A 14434-nucleotide genomic window follows, 5' to 3' on the forward strand; every position below is an offset into this window, starting at 1 on the left:
TTTCTAACTCGATGGCTTCGCTGAGTGCCAAGGTGAGCGCCTCAAAAATTTTGCCAGCCTTGAGTTGTGCTTTAAACTCGTTACTTACTCCCATGAACAAAAGCCCTCCAAAAGCTTTGCCTTAGCCAATATTAGACACGCAGATCCTTTGCCTTAATCAAAAATCTAGGAACCTTAACAAATTCCGGAGCAATTCAAGAAAAAGGCACAAATCAATTATCAGTTGTTATTTGCTAGTAGCAATGGACAACAAACTTCTTTCATCCTTCATCTTTGCCAAAAATCGGTGACATCGTATCCCAGTTCACCGAACATCTGGCGAAGTAGTGGCAAGCTCAGACCAATGACATTTGTATGGCAACCTTCCAGTTTGTCTACAAATAGTCCCCCTCTCCCTTCGAGGGCAAAGCAGCCAGCACATTTGAGGGGTTCGCCAGTGGCGACGTAGGCTTCAATCTGGCGATCGCTAGTATCGGCAAAATAAACTTTTGTGATGCCGCAGCGTACCACGGTTTTGTCTTGCTGCTGGTCAATTAAAGCATGACCCGTATAGAGTTCGCCGATTTGGGAGCGCATTTTTTGCCAACGGGCGATCGCTTGTGCTGCATCTGCTGGTTTCCCATGAATCTCACCGTTAACCAGCAACACCGAATCGCATCCCAATATCAAAGCATCTGGAAATTGATTCGCAACCGTTTCCGCTTTCCGCAACGCCAGAGTTTGCACCAATTCGGATGCAACGCTAGTTGAGACTTGGGACTCATCAAAATCACTAGGGCAAACCACCGGCTCGATTCCGGCACTTTGCAACAGGCGACGGCGAGCTGGAGAAGCGGAGGCTAAGACTAAAGTGGGAAGGGTCATCGTTCTGTTGTCAGTGGCGAGTTGCTAATTGTCAAAAGTTTTAAGTGTTGAGTTTTGAATTAAATAATTCTCTTTTCGCCTCAACTCTTATCACTCTCATCACTTTTATGAGCCATTAGCCATCAGCCGATCGCTATTAATAGACAGAAAATGAACTAACGACTTGCTCTAACAATGGCTTCAACTTTTCCCAGCGTTTTTCTGTGGTAGAAGCGTTGAAGGTGACAAGTTTACCGCGACTGACGGCGATAGAGGCAAGATTATGGCGTTGCTGATTGGGGAGTTTGACGGTGTATTCCAGTATGTAATAAGTCTTAGAGTTAGATTCCAGCTTTTCAGCGTTCACTAATTCTGCCTCGCGTCCCGATCCTGGGGGTGCGATCGCGCTTTTTGATAATTTGTATCCCACTTCCGTCGGTGTCCCCAACTCAGCGAGGCTTTTCTCTGCCCCAACCGGGTTAATGACGACTGACACATTTTCAGAAGGCTCAATGATATCGTGGAACACTACATCGGCTCCACCTTTCACCTCGACTGGAAGCCAGCCGTTGGGATATAGGAACTGATAACCGTCGGTGCTATCTACATAGCTTTTTAAGCCACTGGTGGCACTAGCGACAGTGCAACTTTGCAAGCTTACGCTTAATACCACCAGTAGTAGTGCGGCAATCCGTTTTAGCATTTCCCTCTTTCCTTGCAATTTTGTCACTAAGCGCCATTTGTCTCATTTTCCCACTTCCGGGGAACTTCAGAGGAAACAACGCTACAGAGGAAATAACCTGGTTTGCCGTCTCAAATAGCCGCAATTCTCTATTGGATGCAGTCCCGAACCTCACCCCTAACCCCTCTCCGTTCACGGAGAGGGGAAATATTGAACCCCTCCCCGTTCACGGGGAGGGGCAGGGGTGGGGTTCCGAGTGTCTATCGCCCAAGATTTTTTGTCCGAATGCGTCGCCCCTACTCGCACGGATTATTCAGGCAATTTCACCATCTCTCGCACGTTACCGCACACGCCACCCACTCCCTGGCTAAACTGACGATCTTGCTGATGGACGATCGTTGGCATCCCATATTTCGGTGCCATGACAATCACCCCAAAACGGTCTACCTTCAGATGGGGAATGCATTGCAGGCGGTAGCGTTGTAAAAGCATTGCCAGCACTATTTTGATTTCCATCATGGCAAAGGCTGCACCGATGCACATCCGAGGCCCAGCGCTGAAGGGATTGTATTCAAAAATAGTGGGTTCAAATCCTTCCCAACGGTGCGGATTAAAAACCGCCGGTTCTGGATAGAGTTCGGGCATCTGGTGAGTCTGGTAAATACTGACAAATACCTCCGTTCCCGAAGGCAAGGCATAACCACCGAGTTCAGTCGGTTGCGCGGTGACGCGCCCATTCCAGGGGACTGGCGGCAATACACGCATACTCTCTTTGATAACTCGCTCTAATAACGGCAATTGTTGCAATTGCTCGACTGTCGGCGCTTCACCATGCAGCACGCTTTCGAGTTCGTCGAGGAGATCGGCAAAAATTTGCGGATGTTGGGAGAGGAGGAACAGCGTCCAGGTAAGTGCATTGGAACTGGTTTCGTGTCCGGCTAAAAAGAAGACGCCAGTATGTCCCAGCAATTCATCATCGCTCAGAGCGAGGCCAGTTTCGGCGTCACGAGCTTGGATCAGCATCGACAGCACATCTCCATCGTCAGTGCCCTTTGCCCTTTTAGTTGCAATCAGCGATCGCATCTCGTCGTCAAGTTGGGCGATTAGATTCAGAAAGCGATGGTAGGGCAATCCTGGTAAGTCCACAGGGAATAGTGCCATCATGGGCGTTCCCAGCAAACCTACAGTATCCTGAAAAAGTTTCCCGGTAATGCCACCCATCTCGCCAACATCAGCACCAAACAGCGTTTTGGTCGCCACTCGCATTGTCAGCAGCCGCATAATCTGGTCAATGTCACTTTTTTCCCCAACCCGGATTTGATCGAGTACCGATTGGGTGATGGTAACGATATCGTTGCGGTAGGACTCGATGCGCTGTTTGTGAAAGGCGGGCATGAGGAGTTGACGAGCTTGCCGATGGCGATCGCTATTGATGCCAAAGAGTCCCACGGCAAAGTGCTTCAGGGGTTCTGTCCGCGCCGAGGCTTCCCGCCTGCGGTACAATTTTCCGGATAAGGGATGCTTATAATAAATCTCGTGCTGGGTCGTCACTTGGCGCACGAGTTCCGGGCCATAGACAAATACACTACCGGGACAATTGGGGAGCGGTGAGTAAAGATTTGTGCCGCCTCCATAAGTCAGGGAGACCACCGATCCATAGGTTTGGAAGAGATCGCGGGTATAGCCGATTGAGTCGGACGCGAAGCGATAAACATGGGCAGCACGTCCGAGAATGGGGACTGGACGGGGGCCGGGAACGGTTAAATTAGGCTTTAGGGTGGTCGAAGTCATCCTAGTCTCCTTCGGTGATGACATCAAATCAAGCAAATGCGCGAACAGTCTGTAACTGTATGCGCTTAACCTTAACTGCCTCTTGAGTTTACTTGCTCCGTTGGGTTAACTATCTTCATCAACCAGAAGTTATCGCGATCGCGTTTTTGGTCGGGTGCCAGATAACTACGGCATAGACGGTTTTATCGAGCTAACCGGAGTCAGGATGCATGGGCTTGTATCTCAACAAAGCGGCACTTATGTTGTTCAATGCCCTACAGGAGAGGACAAGCATGGGAACTGACAAAGATTCCAAAAAAGCAGGGCGGCGATATACCTCATTTGAACTTCAGGGCGTTTCCGTACATCTGAAAAAACCGTTCTGGATAACGGTTCTAGGCGTTTTTATGGTTATCCGGGGTGGAATGTTTTTGCTGAATCCTCAACTGGCAACCTTAGAATGCGATCGCCGCCAATCGTTAGGTATGTGTAAACTCGTGGTGTCGAGTTTGCGAGGGGAAACCGTGACTCCCTTCCCACTCGATCGATTAGAGAAAGCAAACGTTCAGAAACATGGAAAATCAACTCAGCTTGTCTTGCAAACATCTGACGGGAAACTCTACTTTCCAATGAATAACGGTTTTAGTTTTACAGAGAAAAAAACCTCCCAGATCAATACATTTGTCCAAGATTCAAAAGCTAAGTCTCTAAAAGTTGAGCAGGATAATCGTTGGTACGTCTATCCGCTCGGAGCTAGTTTGATAATGTTAGGAAGTTTATCTCTCTGGTTTACCTTAAAGGATTTTCTAAATCAGTCTAAACGTCGCTCTAATTTTTAATCCTCTTTGCAAGCGCGATGCGTGTTTGGCCGGGTGCGACATAACTACGCCATAGGCGGTTTTCTACAGCTAATTAACAGTTGAATCAATGGTTATGCCACTCGCTTGGGCATCTGTCGATGAAGCAACTTTGCAGAGGCGATCGCTTTTGCAGGGACGATCGAGTTGGGGCAGAAAAAATCAGATTTTCCCCTACCTTCGACAGACGATTGTTTCTGTTTTCCCCCGATTGGTAAATCGAACCTGTGAAACTGAAGTAACGATGTGGAAGTTAAAGTTAGCGACACCTACACCTTTGTCTCCGATTACTTCTAAAGTCAATTCCCCCTGATGACCGGAACTCCCTGGATCGGAAATAATATAGTTTCTGCCTTGGGTCGGTGCCACAACTTTCACGCTGCCTACTCGTTCTAGAATGGGCTGACAAGTTTTGATTGAGTTCACCACTTCCTTGTAATCCCCAAATTGTATGTACGCCCATTCCTGCCGAACTTCAGCAGGAGCTTTGACACTGGGGAAACTGCCGTTGTGAAGCCAGATTAAGGTTAAGGCGATCGCGCACGGAATTAAGGCTCTAAACAATAAAACTCTTAGCGTGGAATTAGATTTACTTCGTTCATATCTACAAGCAATCCGAATTCCTAAAAAAGATAGCAAAAGTGAAATAGGCAAAATAATATATGGAGAATAAAGCAGGTACGGGATTGGGGTTAGGAAATTCAGGAAAAAGGGTAAACTGCCAACCAGCAAACCGATGATGCAACCCAACACCAAAAACGATGGCTCAATTGCCGATTTTCGGGTTGAAATCTGTTGAAACGCCAGAGCCGTCGTATAGACACCCAGAAGATATAGCCCAAGAGCGATAGTTGCCCCTAACCTAAACCAGCCAGGAATGGTCATTGCACGATAGTTGAAAAAATAAGAGTTCAGAGACGTGAAGATCCCGATCCATGCATAGGAAAGCCCCACCAACACAGCTAGTAGCGAAACTATATTTTTTCTCACCAGACGAGCGCTCCCAAACGCACATAGCTCCTCTGAATACATCTGTATCTTGATGTTTTACAGAATTTAACGCTCTATATCCCTCTGATGGGATCGACGTTCCAATTAATAACGGTTTTATCCTTTTCTAGGGTTAACAGGCTGATAAAAACCAGCGATTAAACCAGTCTGAATCTTCCCAAAGATTAAGGCAGGAAACCGTTAAAAATCCTAGCGTGAAGGTATGGCTCTCTCTGATGACTAACGAGCCGGGGACGCTGCGCGATCGCTATGAGGCAATACAAAAGCTTTCCTGCTTATTGGACACGGCGACAACTACTCCGGCTTGGGGTAGCAGGCACGATCTTACCGTTCGCGATCTCTCAACTCTCTAGTTGTTTGCAACAGAATTTATTGACAATGGAAAGTTCAAAGCAAGCTGATTCATCCGCCACAGAAGGACGATTGTTATCCCGCCCAACTCGCCCCACCGCAACCGCAACTCCCGGATTGCACCCCCTAGGGCTGGACGGGCAGCGGGATGGTTTCGTCTATGTACCCAAAACCTATCGGGCAGACCGCCCTGCGCCACTGGTGTTGATGTTGCATGGAGCCGGAGGCGATTCAGAAGGGGCGCTGAATATCGTCCGCCATCTGGCAGATCCCTTCCAGACAATTTTGTTGGCAGTAGACTCGCGCCGACAAACTTGGGACGTGATTCGGAGTGGGTACGGTGCCGATATTACTTTTATTGACCGGGCGCTGGCACAAACCTTCAGCCGTTACGCGATCGCGCCAAATCAGGTAGCGATCGCGGGTTTCTCTGATGGGGCTTCCTACGCCCTTTCAGTGGGCATTACCAATGGCGACTTGTTTAGCCACATCATTGCTTTCTCACCGGGATTCATGGCTCCGGCGGGACAGGAAGGGAAACCGCAGGTATTCATTTCTCATGGGAAGGGAGACACGGTGTTGCCGATTGAGCGATGCAGTCGCCGGATTGTGCCGCAGTTACAACGGGCAAGCTATGACGTGCAGTACCACGAGTTCAATGGACCCCACACGGTTCCAGGAGCGATCGCTCAAGCTTCAATGGAGTGGTTTACCCAAACAGCACCGAAGGAGAATTGAGCATCCCTGCTTCTTGAATCGCGGCAAAGGCAGTTTCCCCTAAAATGCGATGAGTCGCTGTTGTTGGATGAATGCCATCCCAGAACAAAAACTGGTCTGGACTGCCAGAAGTCCCAGCGCCAGCCAAACAGGCATTGAGGACATTAGTAAAGCCAAACGCTGCCGGATTCGCGATCGCTTCTCGATACAGCCGATTGGCATCTAGAGTCGCAATCTGAAGGTCAGAATGCTGCTGAGCTACCTTAAGCGATCGCCTCAAACCTTGATTATGGGCTTGGGTTAATGCACTGAGTCTGGCAGCATTTGCACTGGTTCGGGTAGTCGGCAACTGTCCCAAATCGGGTAAGTTTACCACCAGGAGCTTTTTAGCACCCTTATCAGCCAGAGAAGCGATCGCTTTAGTGATATTTTCAACAGGAATTGTGGCTAGCTCGACTCCCTGTAAATAATCATTTCCCCCCGCCCATAGCACATACAGTGCCTCTGAATTCAGCGGTTGATGTGTTTGGATAAACGATTGCACTTGGGCTAGCAAACCAGGGACAAAACTGTTGCGATCGTTTCCAGAAGTTGCTCCTCCGTAAGCAAAATTTTTGGTTTGATTAGAGGCGAGATCCAGGCGCAGAGCCAGATACTCAACCCAAACCCGACCATTTGAGTAACGCCCCTGAAAGTAAGGTGGGTTGGGTGGATACATTCCTCCTGTCGCTCGGAACACCGTCCCCGCATCCGAGAGACTGTCACCAAACACATAGAGTTCTGTAATCGGATGAGTGTTCTGAATAGATGTTGTGAGTACAGCCATGACAAAAATCAGGTCTCAAGTCCTGCTGATAAAATTCTGTTCTTTCTTGGTTCTTTCTTGAAAGATCCGAAGAGTGCTATTTTTACCTGATTAAAACCAACTTCAACAATTATTGGTGGTTCTAATTTTCAGTAAAGATGTTGGCGATTTGTCGCTTCTCTAGGCTAACAAGCTGACTTCAGCAGCGGAGGACGCAACCGAATACTTTCTAGTGTGGATTTTGCCAATAGCCTAAAATGCGATCGCTGCTCAACGCCAGAGAATTAGCCCAGCTTGTATACCAAAAAACAATCGTCAATCCTCTAGGAGTTAGATGTAATTTCTGAGAGGAAGCGAAACAATTGAAGCAGCCTAATCCCGAAGATAGGTCTGTTTCCGCTTCCGTTTATTTTCTGGGAGTCAAATTCTTCTCCCCATCGTCAATAACGAACCGCACTCAAGAATTCGTTTTCGTTGCGAGTGCTGTACGCGCTGAGGTTGTTACAGAGGTATTGCCATGACTTCAAACCAAACTACATCCCAGGCGAGTAGCCAAGGAAATTCTTCCGTCCATCAGCGCGATCGCCGCCCTCTGATTGTGGCTGGTATTGTGTTAGGAATGAGTCAGGCTGGATTTTTTGATGGGATTGTCATTCATCAATTATTACAATGGCATCATATGTTTTCTAGTGTTAAAACTGATGCTACCGTTGCCGGTTTGGAACTAAATACTCTTGGCGATGGGTTGTTTCATCTGTTTGATTGGCTACTAACATTAATTGGGCTTTTTCTGTTTTGGGGAGCCGCAAAACAAAGTCATTTTTTGTCAGCACCAACCTTTATTGGTTCACTATTACTAGGATTTGGAGCGTTCAATCTTATTGAAGGAGTTATCGATCATCAGATTTTAGGCATTCATCATGTCAGACCGGGTTCGCATACGTTAGCTTATGATATTGGCTTTTTAGTGATTAGTTCCTTAATCGCTAGTGCTGGTTGGATAGTATTGCAATCAGCAAAATCGAATAAAAATGAAGCTGAAACGTAGAAGTTTGAGCGAGTCAGTATTGAGAACAGTCATTATTGCTTACTAGACGGACCTTTCTATAAAGCAGTCTTAACTGATTCGTGAATGTCAGAACCCCGACTTCTCTAAGAAGTCGGGGTTCTGAATACGTAGAGTATAACTATTGACAAAGATTCAACAGTTAATACCCGGTATTTAAATCAGCTCTCCAGTAACCTCTAACTGAGTATGTGTAATCCTTTATGTTGTAAACTCTGCTCGATCTGTTGCATTTCTTCGGTCGTTTCTCCAGCAACAATTCCGTAAATTTCGGTGTAGATTTTCCCGTATTTAACCTTCTCCAAAGCTGACAATATCGTAAAATCTTTACGCTCCAATTCTGGTTTCAACGTGGCAAGAATGGACTCTAATGTCCCATCCATCCGATAATCGCTAGAATACTTAGCGACTTCTTTTCCCAGTCCCAGCAAAGTATGACGCTGTAAGCAGAGTGGAGTCGAGCCATTCACTCGAAAATTGGCATCGATTGCATAGAGTTGTCCGTCTTTATCTTCCAATACATCAAAGCCAATCACGCCGAAATACCCTTGTTGATGAGCATACTTACCAACCGCAGCAATCATCTCAAAGAACTTGCTCATGTCGGTTTCTCGGTAGTGAATGAGTCCTCCTAAATAATTGCCTTCTGGAGTGACAAGTTGGGTTGTAGTGCCAATCAGCGTAATCTCTCCTGTCTTGCTGACATAGAACTGCACGCAGTAGTTCTGCACTTCATTCTTGACAAATTCCGAAACAATAATCGTATCCACGAACTTAATCTCTAGGTATTTCCTTAATTCATGCAAGCAGTAGTTTAACTCGCTGGCGCTTTTGATAATATAAGTACCTTCGCCTGAGAGTCCGTGGGAGGTTTTGATCAAGTATGGGAATTGTGGTAGCTGAATGTCTTCCAGGCTAATTTGGTGCAGATTGTAGGTTTTATATTTTGGACATTGTATCCCCAGATCGGCTAGCGCTACTTTGCTAAGCAAGCGGTAGTGAGTATCCGGATGAACAGCGTGTTTTTCTGGTTTGAGATGATCGAAGGGAAATAGAGTGATGAGTTTGTCAAAGCGATCGCTTTGAGATTCTTCCGGAGTATCTATCTGGCTGAGTTCATCCAGATAAGTTGAGCAGTCTATCCTCTCTATGTTTTTGTAGCTGAAACCAAAATGTTCCCGCCAATAGTTAACCAGCGCGTCTTCTGGCGAACTGATGATAACTCCTGGAAGGAGATCGCCTAACACCGCTAGATTTTTCCAAGGTTCCTTCTGGCAAATTTTATCGAAGGAAGTTTTGGTGGCTTCACTACTACCGTCTTGAATATAGTATTTTTTATTGTTAGGGTAAGCAGCCCAAGTCGCAGTCGCCGGGTAATTTAGGATAAATGCATACCGCCCATCTGTGATGTCTTGAGCAAACAGATCGGAAAGAGAATTCCCCTGAAAGTATTGAAAGTCGTATGTTGAGTTCATAAAAAATTACCCCTATGAAGCAAAAGCAGGCTGCACAGCAAACAATCAGTATTCTCTCAATAAACCAATTTTTCTATCATCTTCCTAGGGAGTATTCACTTCAGGAGAAATGGGAAGATAAGCAAAGCTGATAAAATGCCCACACAACTTTTGCTTAGAGAATGAATGAATTGTTATCATTCAGCAATTTGAGCTTTTCTAGCTACTTGCATCACCGCCTCAATCTGAGCTGAACTGAATACGAGATACCCGACTTCTTGGAGAAGTCGGGTATCTGAACTGCTAGCATCTCACAAAGGTTGGGGTGGGGTTCCATCCCGTCTTAAATGGGTAGCCAACTCGATTATGCGGCTGGTGAGTGAGTCGTCTGCATCTGTTCTGTATGTGGCTCAAAGGATGCTACTTTTGAGTTGTTTTCTTCTTCTTTCTTGATAAACGCCACTGGTTTGTCCATTTCTGCGGTCATATAAGCTACCGCCATGTCAGACGAGTTGTACGACCACCCAATACGTCCCTGACGGTCTATCAGGATGCAGCCAGCCTCTCCTTCAACCTTAGAGACAAGAGTGTCAATCGCCTTCTGTGCTGCTTCCTCTGGATGGGTGTCTCCAGCCAAAAAATCAATCGCTGTCTTGGCAAGAACCACTGGGATAATTGACTCGCCATCACCCGTCGTTGAGCAACCGCCCAAGTGGTTATCAGCGTATAAGCCGCAACCAACCAGGGCTGTGTCGCCAACGCGACCTTGTGGTTGACCTGTAGTGCCCCCAGTGGAGGTTCCGGCAACTATGGTGCCGTTAGCATCTAGAGCCACACAACCGACGGTGTTGGGGCGATCGATAACTTCTTGCTCCTCTTCCCACTCCTGTCGCTGCTCCTCACTGATCAGGTCTTCTTTTGCACACATCTCCATCTCGTGTTCAGCAGCGAAGCGTTCGCCGCTCCGCGCTACTAGGAACCGGGCTTTTTCATCCATAATCTTGTGTGCCACCGAGATTGGATGACGCACTCCTTGAACTGCTGCTACCGCTCCCCAACCTAAGCGATCGCCCTCCATCATCGCCGCGTCTAGCTCTACCTCTCCTTCACTGTTGAGAGTTGCACCAAATCCGGCGTTAAACGTCTGGTCAGTTTCGAGAACACGGATGGCTGCCTCAACGGCTTCTCCAGCACTGCCTCCACTGCGAAGCACTGTCCAACCTGCTTCTACTGCTGCCAAGCAGCCTGCATGATTGGCTTCAACCTTGCCCTCTGTAATGGTTTTTGCTCCACCATGAACAATTATGCTTATTGTCATACGTGCCTATTTCTAAATTCTGGTTAGATGTATGTAAATGCGATCGCGCAAACGGCTTTGTGAAACAATCGCACTCATCCCTGCGTTAGCCTAAGTAAGCCTAAGCACCTAGCAGCGTAAAGAAAGACTGCTTAGGGAGCTTGCTCAGCTAAAGCCGGGTTTGGCTATTGACCCGATTGCGATCGCTGTGTCTAGTGGTTGGAATTCCCTACAGGTAATATTCCCTGTCGTTTGTTCCCTGTTTTACATTTAAGGGCAGCCTTTAACTTACAGCTTCATCCCTATAGAATGTCTTACTTGCACTTAAGGCTGAATTCTGTATGAACTAAATTTGTAACTTTAAATACAAAAACTCTTAAAATTGCTGGTTGTTGCATCGGTGTTGCTCCCCGTTCATCCGTTTATCGCTGGGAATGAAATAGCGCTGGTTTGCATGGGGTAGTACATCTTTCAGATTTCAGGGTGAAAACTCTCTGGTTGGAAACACTCTCCTCTATCAAGCCTTCCCTGTAACGCCACGCTTCAAAGATTTCGTTCCTGCCATCATCAAGAGTTTTTGAGTCAATTCTATAAACTTTTATTTGATTTTTATATCCATTTTCTTTTCTTTTAAATGACCTTAGCTTTAATCCGAGTAAATTCAAAACCTTGCTAAGCACTTTTATGCAACTTAGGCGCTCTTTTTCGGTTTCCATCGGAATGCTGATTCCAATAGCACGTTTAATGTGTTTGCTACACCGGAGTGCAGTCGCTTTGAGTTCAACTAAGTCTAAATCAGTTTCTTTAAATTCACGCTCCGGATGGATAAATTGCAGCACTCCTAATGCTCTAAGTGCCTCTATTTTCAAAGTGTAAGTATTCAAATCTGGCAGGAAAACTTTACCCTCGCCTCTTTCCAACTGCTGATGCCATTCTTGTTGATCTTGTAGTTGAAAATACTCGCTTTCGTGAGTCAAATAGTAGTGAACCAACAACTGTGAATAATATCCCCGATCGTCCCGTAACTTTAATTGAGGAGTCACTTCTACCCCATAGCGCTGTTTCAAGATGTATTTCTGCACTTGATTTCGCTCCTCATCTGTCAAAGAACGCTTGGTTAACAGACGCTCATATTCTCTGCGCTCAATGTCTGGAGAATTCGCAACTGCACTCGCTGCTTGTAATTCAATTTGATTCCGAATTTTGACAATTTGATGCTTGATAGATTTAGTCTTTTTGCGGCGCACTTCAAATTCTTGTTGAATTTTAACAATTTCTCGAACCAGCTTCTTAGAAGTTTCCCAATCGCGAGGAGCTGCTGCTAAAAGCGCCATCCGTAGCTCTCTGAGACGCTCGTGAGGGGGAGCATCGCTCATGACATTTACCTGATGTCCTTCAGCGATTAATCCTTCTAACATCGATTGACGGTACAGAGTAATCGAAGCATTTACTCTGGCTGCAAATTTTGCCCAACTTCTGAGGTGAATTAAGTCATAAACTAAAGGCAAATCAACATCAACTGGATGAAGCGGACTCATCAAAGCTAGGTTTTCTTTCTGATTTTCCTGGTACCAGTGAGACAGTACCCGATAATTCTTACTACCACTGCCAATCATGCCAATGCCTCGTTTGGCACACCAAACAATTCGCGGCACGCTCTGACGAACTCTGGCTAATGCTTGTCGTGCTTCCGAGTCTGGGATTACGCCTTGAAAAATACCATAAACCCGGTCAAAATGTTCTACATCAATGCTGACTCCCGTACCTAGGCTAGGAGTCACAAAAACCGCGTCATAGTCTAAGGCTTTTTGATTGATAGCTTCAACAAAATTGACCGCCTCATGACCGGGAGTGCTGGTTGTTTGGGAACTAACTACTAATGTCTTGGGGTATTGTCGAAGGAACTGTTCTAGACGTTGTTTGATGTAGCGATCGATGGTTTCTGAACTGTAACGACCAGAACGACTATCGGTTGTAACATAACACTTTCGTCCGGCTATCAGATCGAGTTCCAACTGTTGAATTAGCAGGGTTGGATTTGGGGTGTTGTGAAAGGTGACATCCCAGCCATCAGGCTTCCACTCATTTAATACAACCCACGGCTCAATTTTAATTCCTGCGAGTCCTTTCAGGTAGTCTAGGGAAAGGTCTGATAAGTCAGCATCTTGGGCGATAACCAAACCGCCAGTTTGTAGAACGGTGGAGATTAGCTGCTGGAAGACTCTTAATATCTTGATTCGCTTGTCTTTACAAGTGTCGCTGTTGAGGAGATGCCATAAAGATTGCTCAACTTCATCCAGAATCACGATCGCGCCTTGCCAATGTTCTGGGTTTAGCTTCCAAATGGAATCAATACAGAGTCCTAACGATGGGGCAATGGGCAATAAGTTATGCGAGTTTTTTTCCCGCTTTTCGAGTGTGCGGTGATTAATCCAATTCACTCCGATTTTTTCGCATAAGAACTGCCCTAGTTGGATTCTATGGGTGAGCAGCAGAACGCGATCGCCTCTATTTTTCGCTTGTTGAATCAGCGATACCAGCGCAGTGGTTTTCCCGGTTCCTTTCGCAGACTTGATTCCGACTAATCCAGAGGTGGGAAAAGGCAATTTTTCCAGGTAGCGCCGGTTGAGGGTGAGTGCGGGGGAATAGGTTAACTCGGTGTGGGGTTTGCTTTTAGCAAGGTCAGTTTCTAAGTTGAGGCTGGCTTCATAGACTGTCTGGAAGGCGGCAGCGCCTTGGGCGACTATAAAATCATCAACGCCTTTTTGTAATCCGGGAAGCCGGATAATTTTGACCGGGCACTTTTGTTCCTCTAACAGTTCGCCCAGTTGAGTTTGCGCTTGATTGACTGCTTTGATGGTCTTGGGTTGAGTTTCGTAGTCAAAGCAGATAAAAAAAGTGCGTTTGAGTCGCGTGAACGCCAGAAGGTCTGGAATTAATTGTCGGCTAAGAACATTGCCTTGAAAGTCTTTGGTGACGCGGTAGCCGCTAGTAATGCCCGGTAAAGCGATCGCAGCATATCCTTGGGTTAACAAAGCCGCTGCTTTTTTGGCTCCCTCGCAAAGGATCGTCGGGATTTTCATCTCTAGCACCCACTGCCAAAATCCCAGCGCTTCTCCGTTTTGAGCGATCGCAATCTTCTCTGGCATGGGGACGCCGTAGCGCGATGCCGTCTGCTGCCAGATATGAAGCGGCACTCTCAGACAAAAAATCCGTGTCGGCGTGCAGGGCGGATGCTCGTACTTGATGAGTTTACCCTTTTTATCTGGTCTGGGATGGTTCGGCTTATAACACCCCCACTCCATCAACCGCCAATCGTTAAGGGGATCGAGTCCCGAACACCACCAGCCTCCTTTCGCCCCATGAGCATAGCGATGCAGCCACCAACTGCTCACCATCCCAGTATTCGTCCGGGGAATGCGATTGGAGATCAACAAATACTCATAAAAGGCGTCTCCTTCCAATGAGATGAAGTTGAGCAAAGCCAGATCGCGGTCAATACCGCTGTCTAAGGCTAATTCCTGAAAGTGTTTGGGGTTTAGGCTGGGTGGATGCATTTGGAGGAGTATAAAACTCTTGAG

At 46.7% G+C, this 14434-nt stretch carries 12 protein-coding genes; 4 read left to right on the plus strand and 8 right to left on the minus strand.

Annotation, left to right across the window (positions count from 1 at the left end; genetic code table 11):
- Nucleotides 1-267 precede the first annotated feature (267 nt).
- The 3 genes from NDA06_RS11495 to NDA06_RS11505 all read right to left on the minus strand — a co-directional run bounded on the left by NDA06_RS11495 (nt 268) and on the right by NDA06_RS11505 (nt 3316).
- Nucleotides 268-864, minus strand: a complete 597-nt coding sequence (locus NDA06_RS11495; protein ID WP_190433954.1) for a nucleoside triphosphate pyrophosphatase — start codon at nt 862-864, stop codon at nt 268-270.
- Between the two features lie 136 nt (nt 865-1000).
- Nucleotides 1001-1546, minus strand: a complete 546-nt coding sequence (gene psbP, locus NDA06_RS11500) for a photosystem II reaction center PsbP (protein ID WP_190430730.1) — start codon at nt 1544-1546, stop codon at nt 1001-1003.
- Nucleotides 1547-1834: 288 nt separating this feature from the next.
- Nucleotides 1835-3316, minus strand: a complete 1482-nt coding sequence (locus tag NDA06_RS11505; RefSeq protein WP_190986015.1) for a cytochrome P450 — start codon at nt 3314-3316, stop codon at nt 1835-1837.
- 272 nt (nt 3317-3588) lie between these two features.
- Here NDA06_RS11505 and NDA06_RS11510 point away from each other — a divergent pair, with 272 nt between their 5' ends.
- Nucleotides 3589-4134: a hypothetical protein gene (locus tag NDA06_RS11510; RefSeq protein ID WP_190986016.1), complete on the plus strand. Its 546-nt coding sequence runs from the start codon at nt 3589-3591 to the stop codon at nt 4132-4134.
- A 192-nt stretch (nt 4135-4326) separates the two neighbouring features.
- Here NDA06_RS11510 and NDA06_RS11515 read toward each other — a convergent pair whose 3' ends face one another.
- Nucleotides 4327-5037, minus strand: coding sequence for a hypothetical protein (locus tag NDA06_RS11515; protein WP_190986017.1), 711 nt, complete (start codon nt 5035-5037; stop codon nt 4327-4329).
- Nucleotides 5038-5378: 341 nt separating this feature from the next.
- On the opposite strand from NDA06_RS11515, the gene NDA06_RS11520 reads away from it, so the two are divergent.
- Together NDA06_RS11520 and NDA06_RS11525 are read left to right on the plus strand one after the other, a co-directional pair.
- On the plus strand, nt 5379-5516 hold the full coding sequence (locus NDA06_RS11520) for a hypothetical protein (RefSeq protein WP_190428724.1): 138 nt from the start codon (nt 5379-5381) through the stop codon (nt 5514-5516).
- Between the two features lie 25 nt (nt 5517-5541).
- The gene (locus tag NDA06_RS11525; RefSeq protein WP_190986018.1) at nt 5542-6252 is read left to right on the plus strand and encodes an alpha/beta hydrolase-fold protein; all 711 of its coding nucleotides are present in this window, start codon (nt 5542-5544) and stop codon (nt 6250-6252) included.
- On the opposite strand, the gene NDA06_RS11530 is transcribed toward NDA06_RS11525, so the two are convergent.
- On the minus strand, nt 6224-7057 hold the full coding sequence (locus NDA06_RS11530; protein ID WP_190429049.1) for an SGNH/GDSL hydrolase family protein: 834 nt from the start codon (nt 7055-7057) through the stop codon (nt 6224-6226). The two genes, NDA06_RS11525 and NDA06_RS11530, sit on opposite strands and share 29 nt — an antisense overlap.
- Nucleotides 7058-7553: 496 nt before the next feature.
- Here NDA06_RS11530 and NDA06_RS11535 point away from each other — a divergent pair, with 496 nt between their 5' ends.
- A complete protein-coding gene (locus tag NDA06_RS11535; RefSeq protein WP_190986019.1) occupies nt 7554-8084 on the plus strand; it encodes a DUF2243 domain-containing protein in 531 nt (176 codons plus the stop codon).
- 197 nt (nt 8085-8281) lie between these two features.
- Here the strand turns inward: NDA06_RS11535 and NDA06_RS11540 are convergent, their stop codons facing one another.
- The 3 genes from NDA06_RS11540 to NDA06_RS11550 all read right to left on the minus strand — a co-directional run bounded on the left by NDA06_RS11540 (nt 8282) and on the right by NDA06_RS11550 (nt 14410).
- Nucleotides 8282-9577 carry an ATP-grasp domain-containing protein gene (locus tag NDA06_RS11540; RefSeq protein ID WP_190986020.1) on the minus strand — a complete coding sequence of 432 codons (1296 nt, stop codon included), beginning with the start codon at nt 9575-9577 and terminating at the stop codon, nt 8282-8284.
- Nucleotides 9578-9920: 343 nt separating this feature from the next.
- Nucleotides 9921-10874, minus strand: coding sequence for an isoaspartyl peptidase/L-asparaginase family protein (locus tag NDA06_RS11545; protein ID WP_190414542.1), 954 nt, complete (start codon nt 10872-10874; stop codon nt 9921-9923).
- A gap of 401 nt (nt 10875-11275) precedes the next feature.
- Nucleotides 11276-14410 (minus strand): plasmid replication protein, CyRepA1 family, encoded by a 3135-nt coding sequence (locus NDA06_RS11550; protein ID WP_190986021.1) that lies wholly within the window; start codon nt 14408-14410, stop codon nt 11276-11278.
- Nucleotides 14411-14434: the final 24 nt, after the last annotated feature.

The organism is Trichocoleus sp. ST-U1 (assembly GCF_039961835.1).
In the GTDB taxonomy this organism is placed as follows: domain Bacteria; phylum Cyanobacteriota; class Cyanobacteriia; order Cyanobacteriales; family FACHB-T130; genus FACHB-T130.

Coding starts and splice junctions, on each gene's coding strand:
- NDA06_RS11495 (WP_190433954.1), bottom strand. CDS start 864: ATGACCCTTCCCACTTTAGTCTTAGCCTCCGCTTCTCCAGCTCGCCGT.
- psbP (WP_190430730.1), bottom strand. CDS start 1,546: ATGCTAAAACGGATTGCCGCACTACTACTGGTGGTATTAAGCGTAAGC.
- NDA06_RS11505 (WP_190986015.1), bottom strand. CDS start 3,316: ATGACTTCGACCACCCTAAAGCCTAATTTAACCGTTCCCGGCCCCCGT.
- NDA06_RS11510 (WP_190986016.1), top strand. CDS start 3,589: ATGGGAACTGACAAAGATTCCAAAAAAGCAGGGCGGCGATATACCTCA.
- NDA06_RS11515 (WP_190986017.1), bottom strand. CDS start 5,037: ATGACCATTCCTGGCTGGTTTAGGTTAGGGGCAACTATCGCTCTTGGG.
- NDA06_RS11520 (WP_190428724.1), top strand. CDS start 5,379: ATGACTAACGAGCCGGGGACGCTGCGCGATCGCTATGAGGCAATACAA.
- NDA06_RS11525 (WP_190986018.1), top strand. CDS start 5,542: ATGGAAAGTTCAAAGCAAGCTGATTCATCCGCCACAGAAGGACGATTG.
- NDA06_RS11530 (WP_190429049.1), bottom strand. CDS start 7,057: ATGGCTGTACTCACAACATCTATTCAGAACACTCATCCGATTACAGAA.
- NDA06_RS11535 (WP_190986019.1), top strand. CDS start 7,554: ATGACTTCAAACCAAACTACATCCCAGGCGAGTAGCCAAGGAAATTCT.
- NDA06_RS11540 (WP_190986020.1), bottom strand. CDS start 9,577: ATGAACTCAACATACGACTTTCAATACTTTCAGGGGAATTCTCTTTCC.
- NDA06_RS11545 (WP_190414542.1), bottom strand. CDS start 10,874: ATGACAATAAGCATAATTGTTCATGGTGGAGCAAAAACCATTACAGAG.
- NDA06_RS11550 (WP_190986021.1), bottom strand. CDS start 14,410: ATGCATCCACCCAGCCTAAACCCCAAACACTTTCAGGAATTAGCCTTA.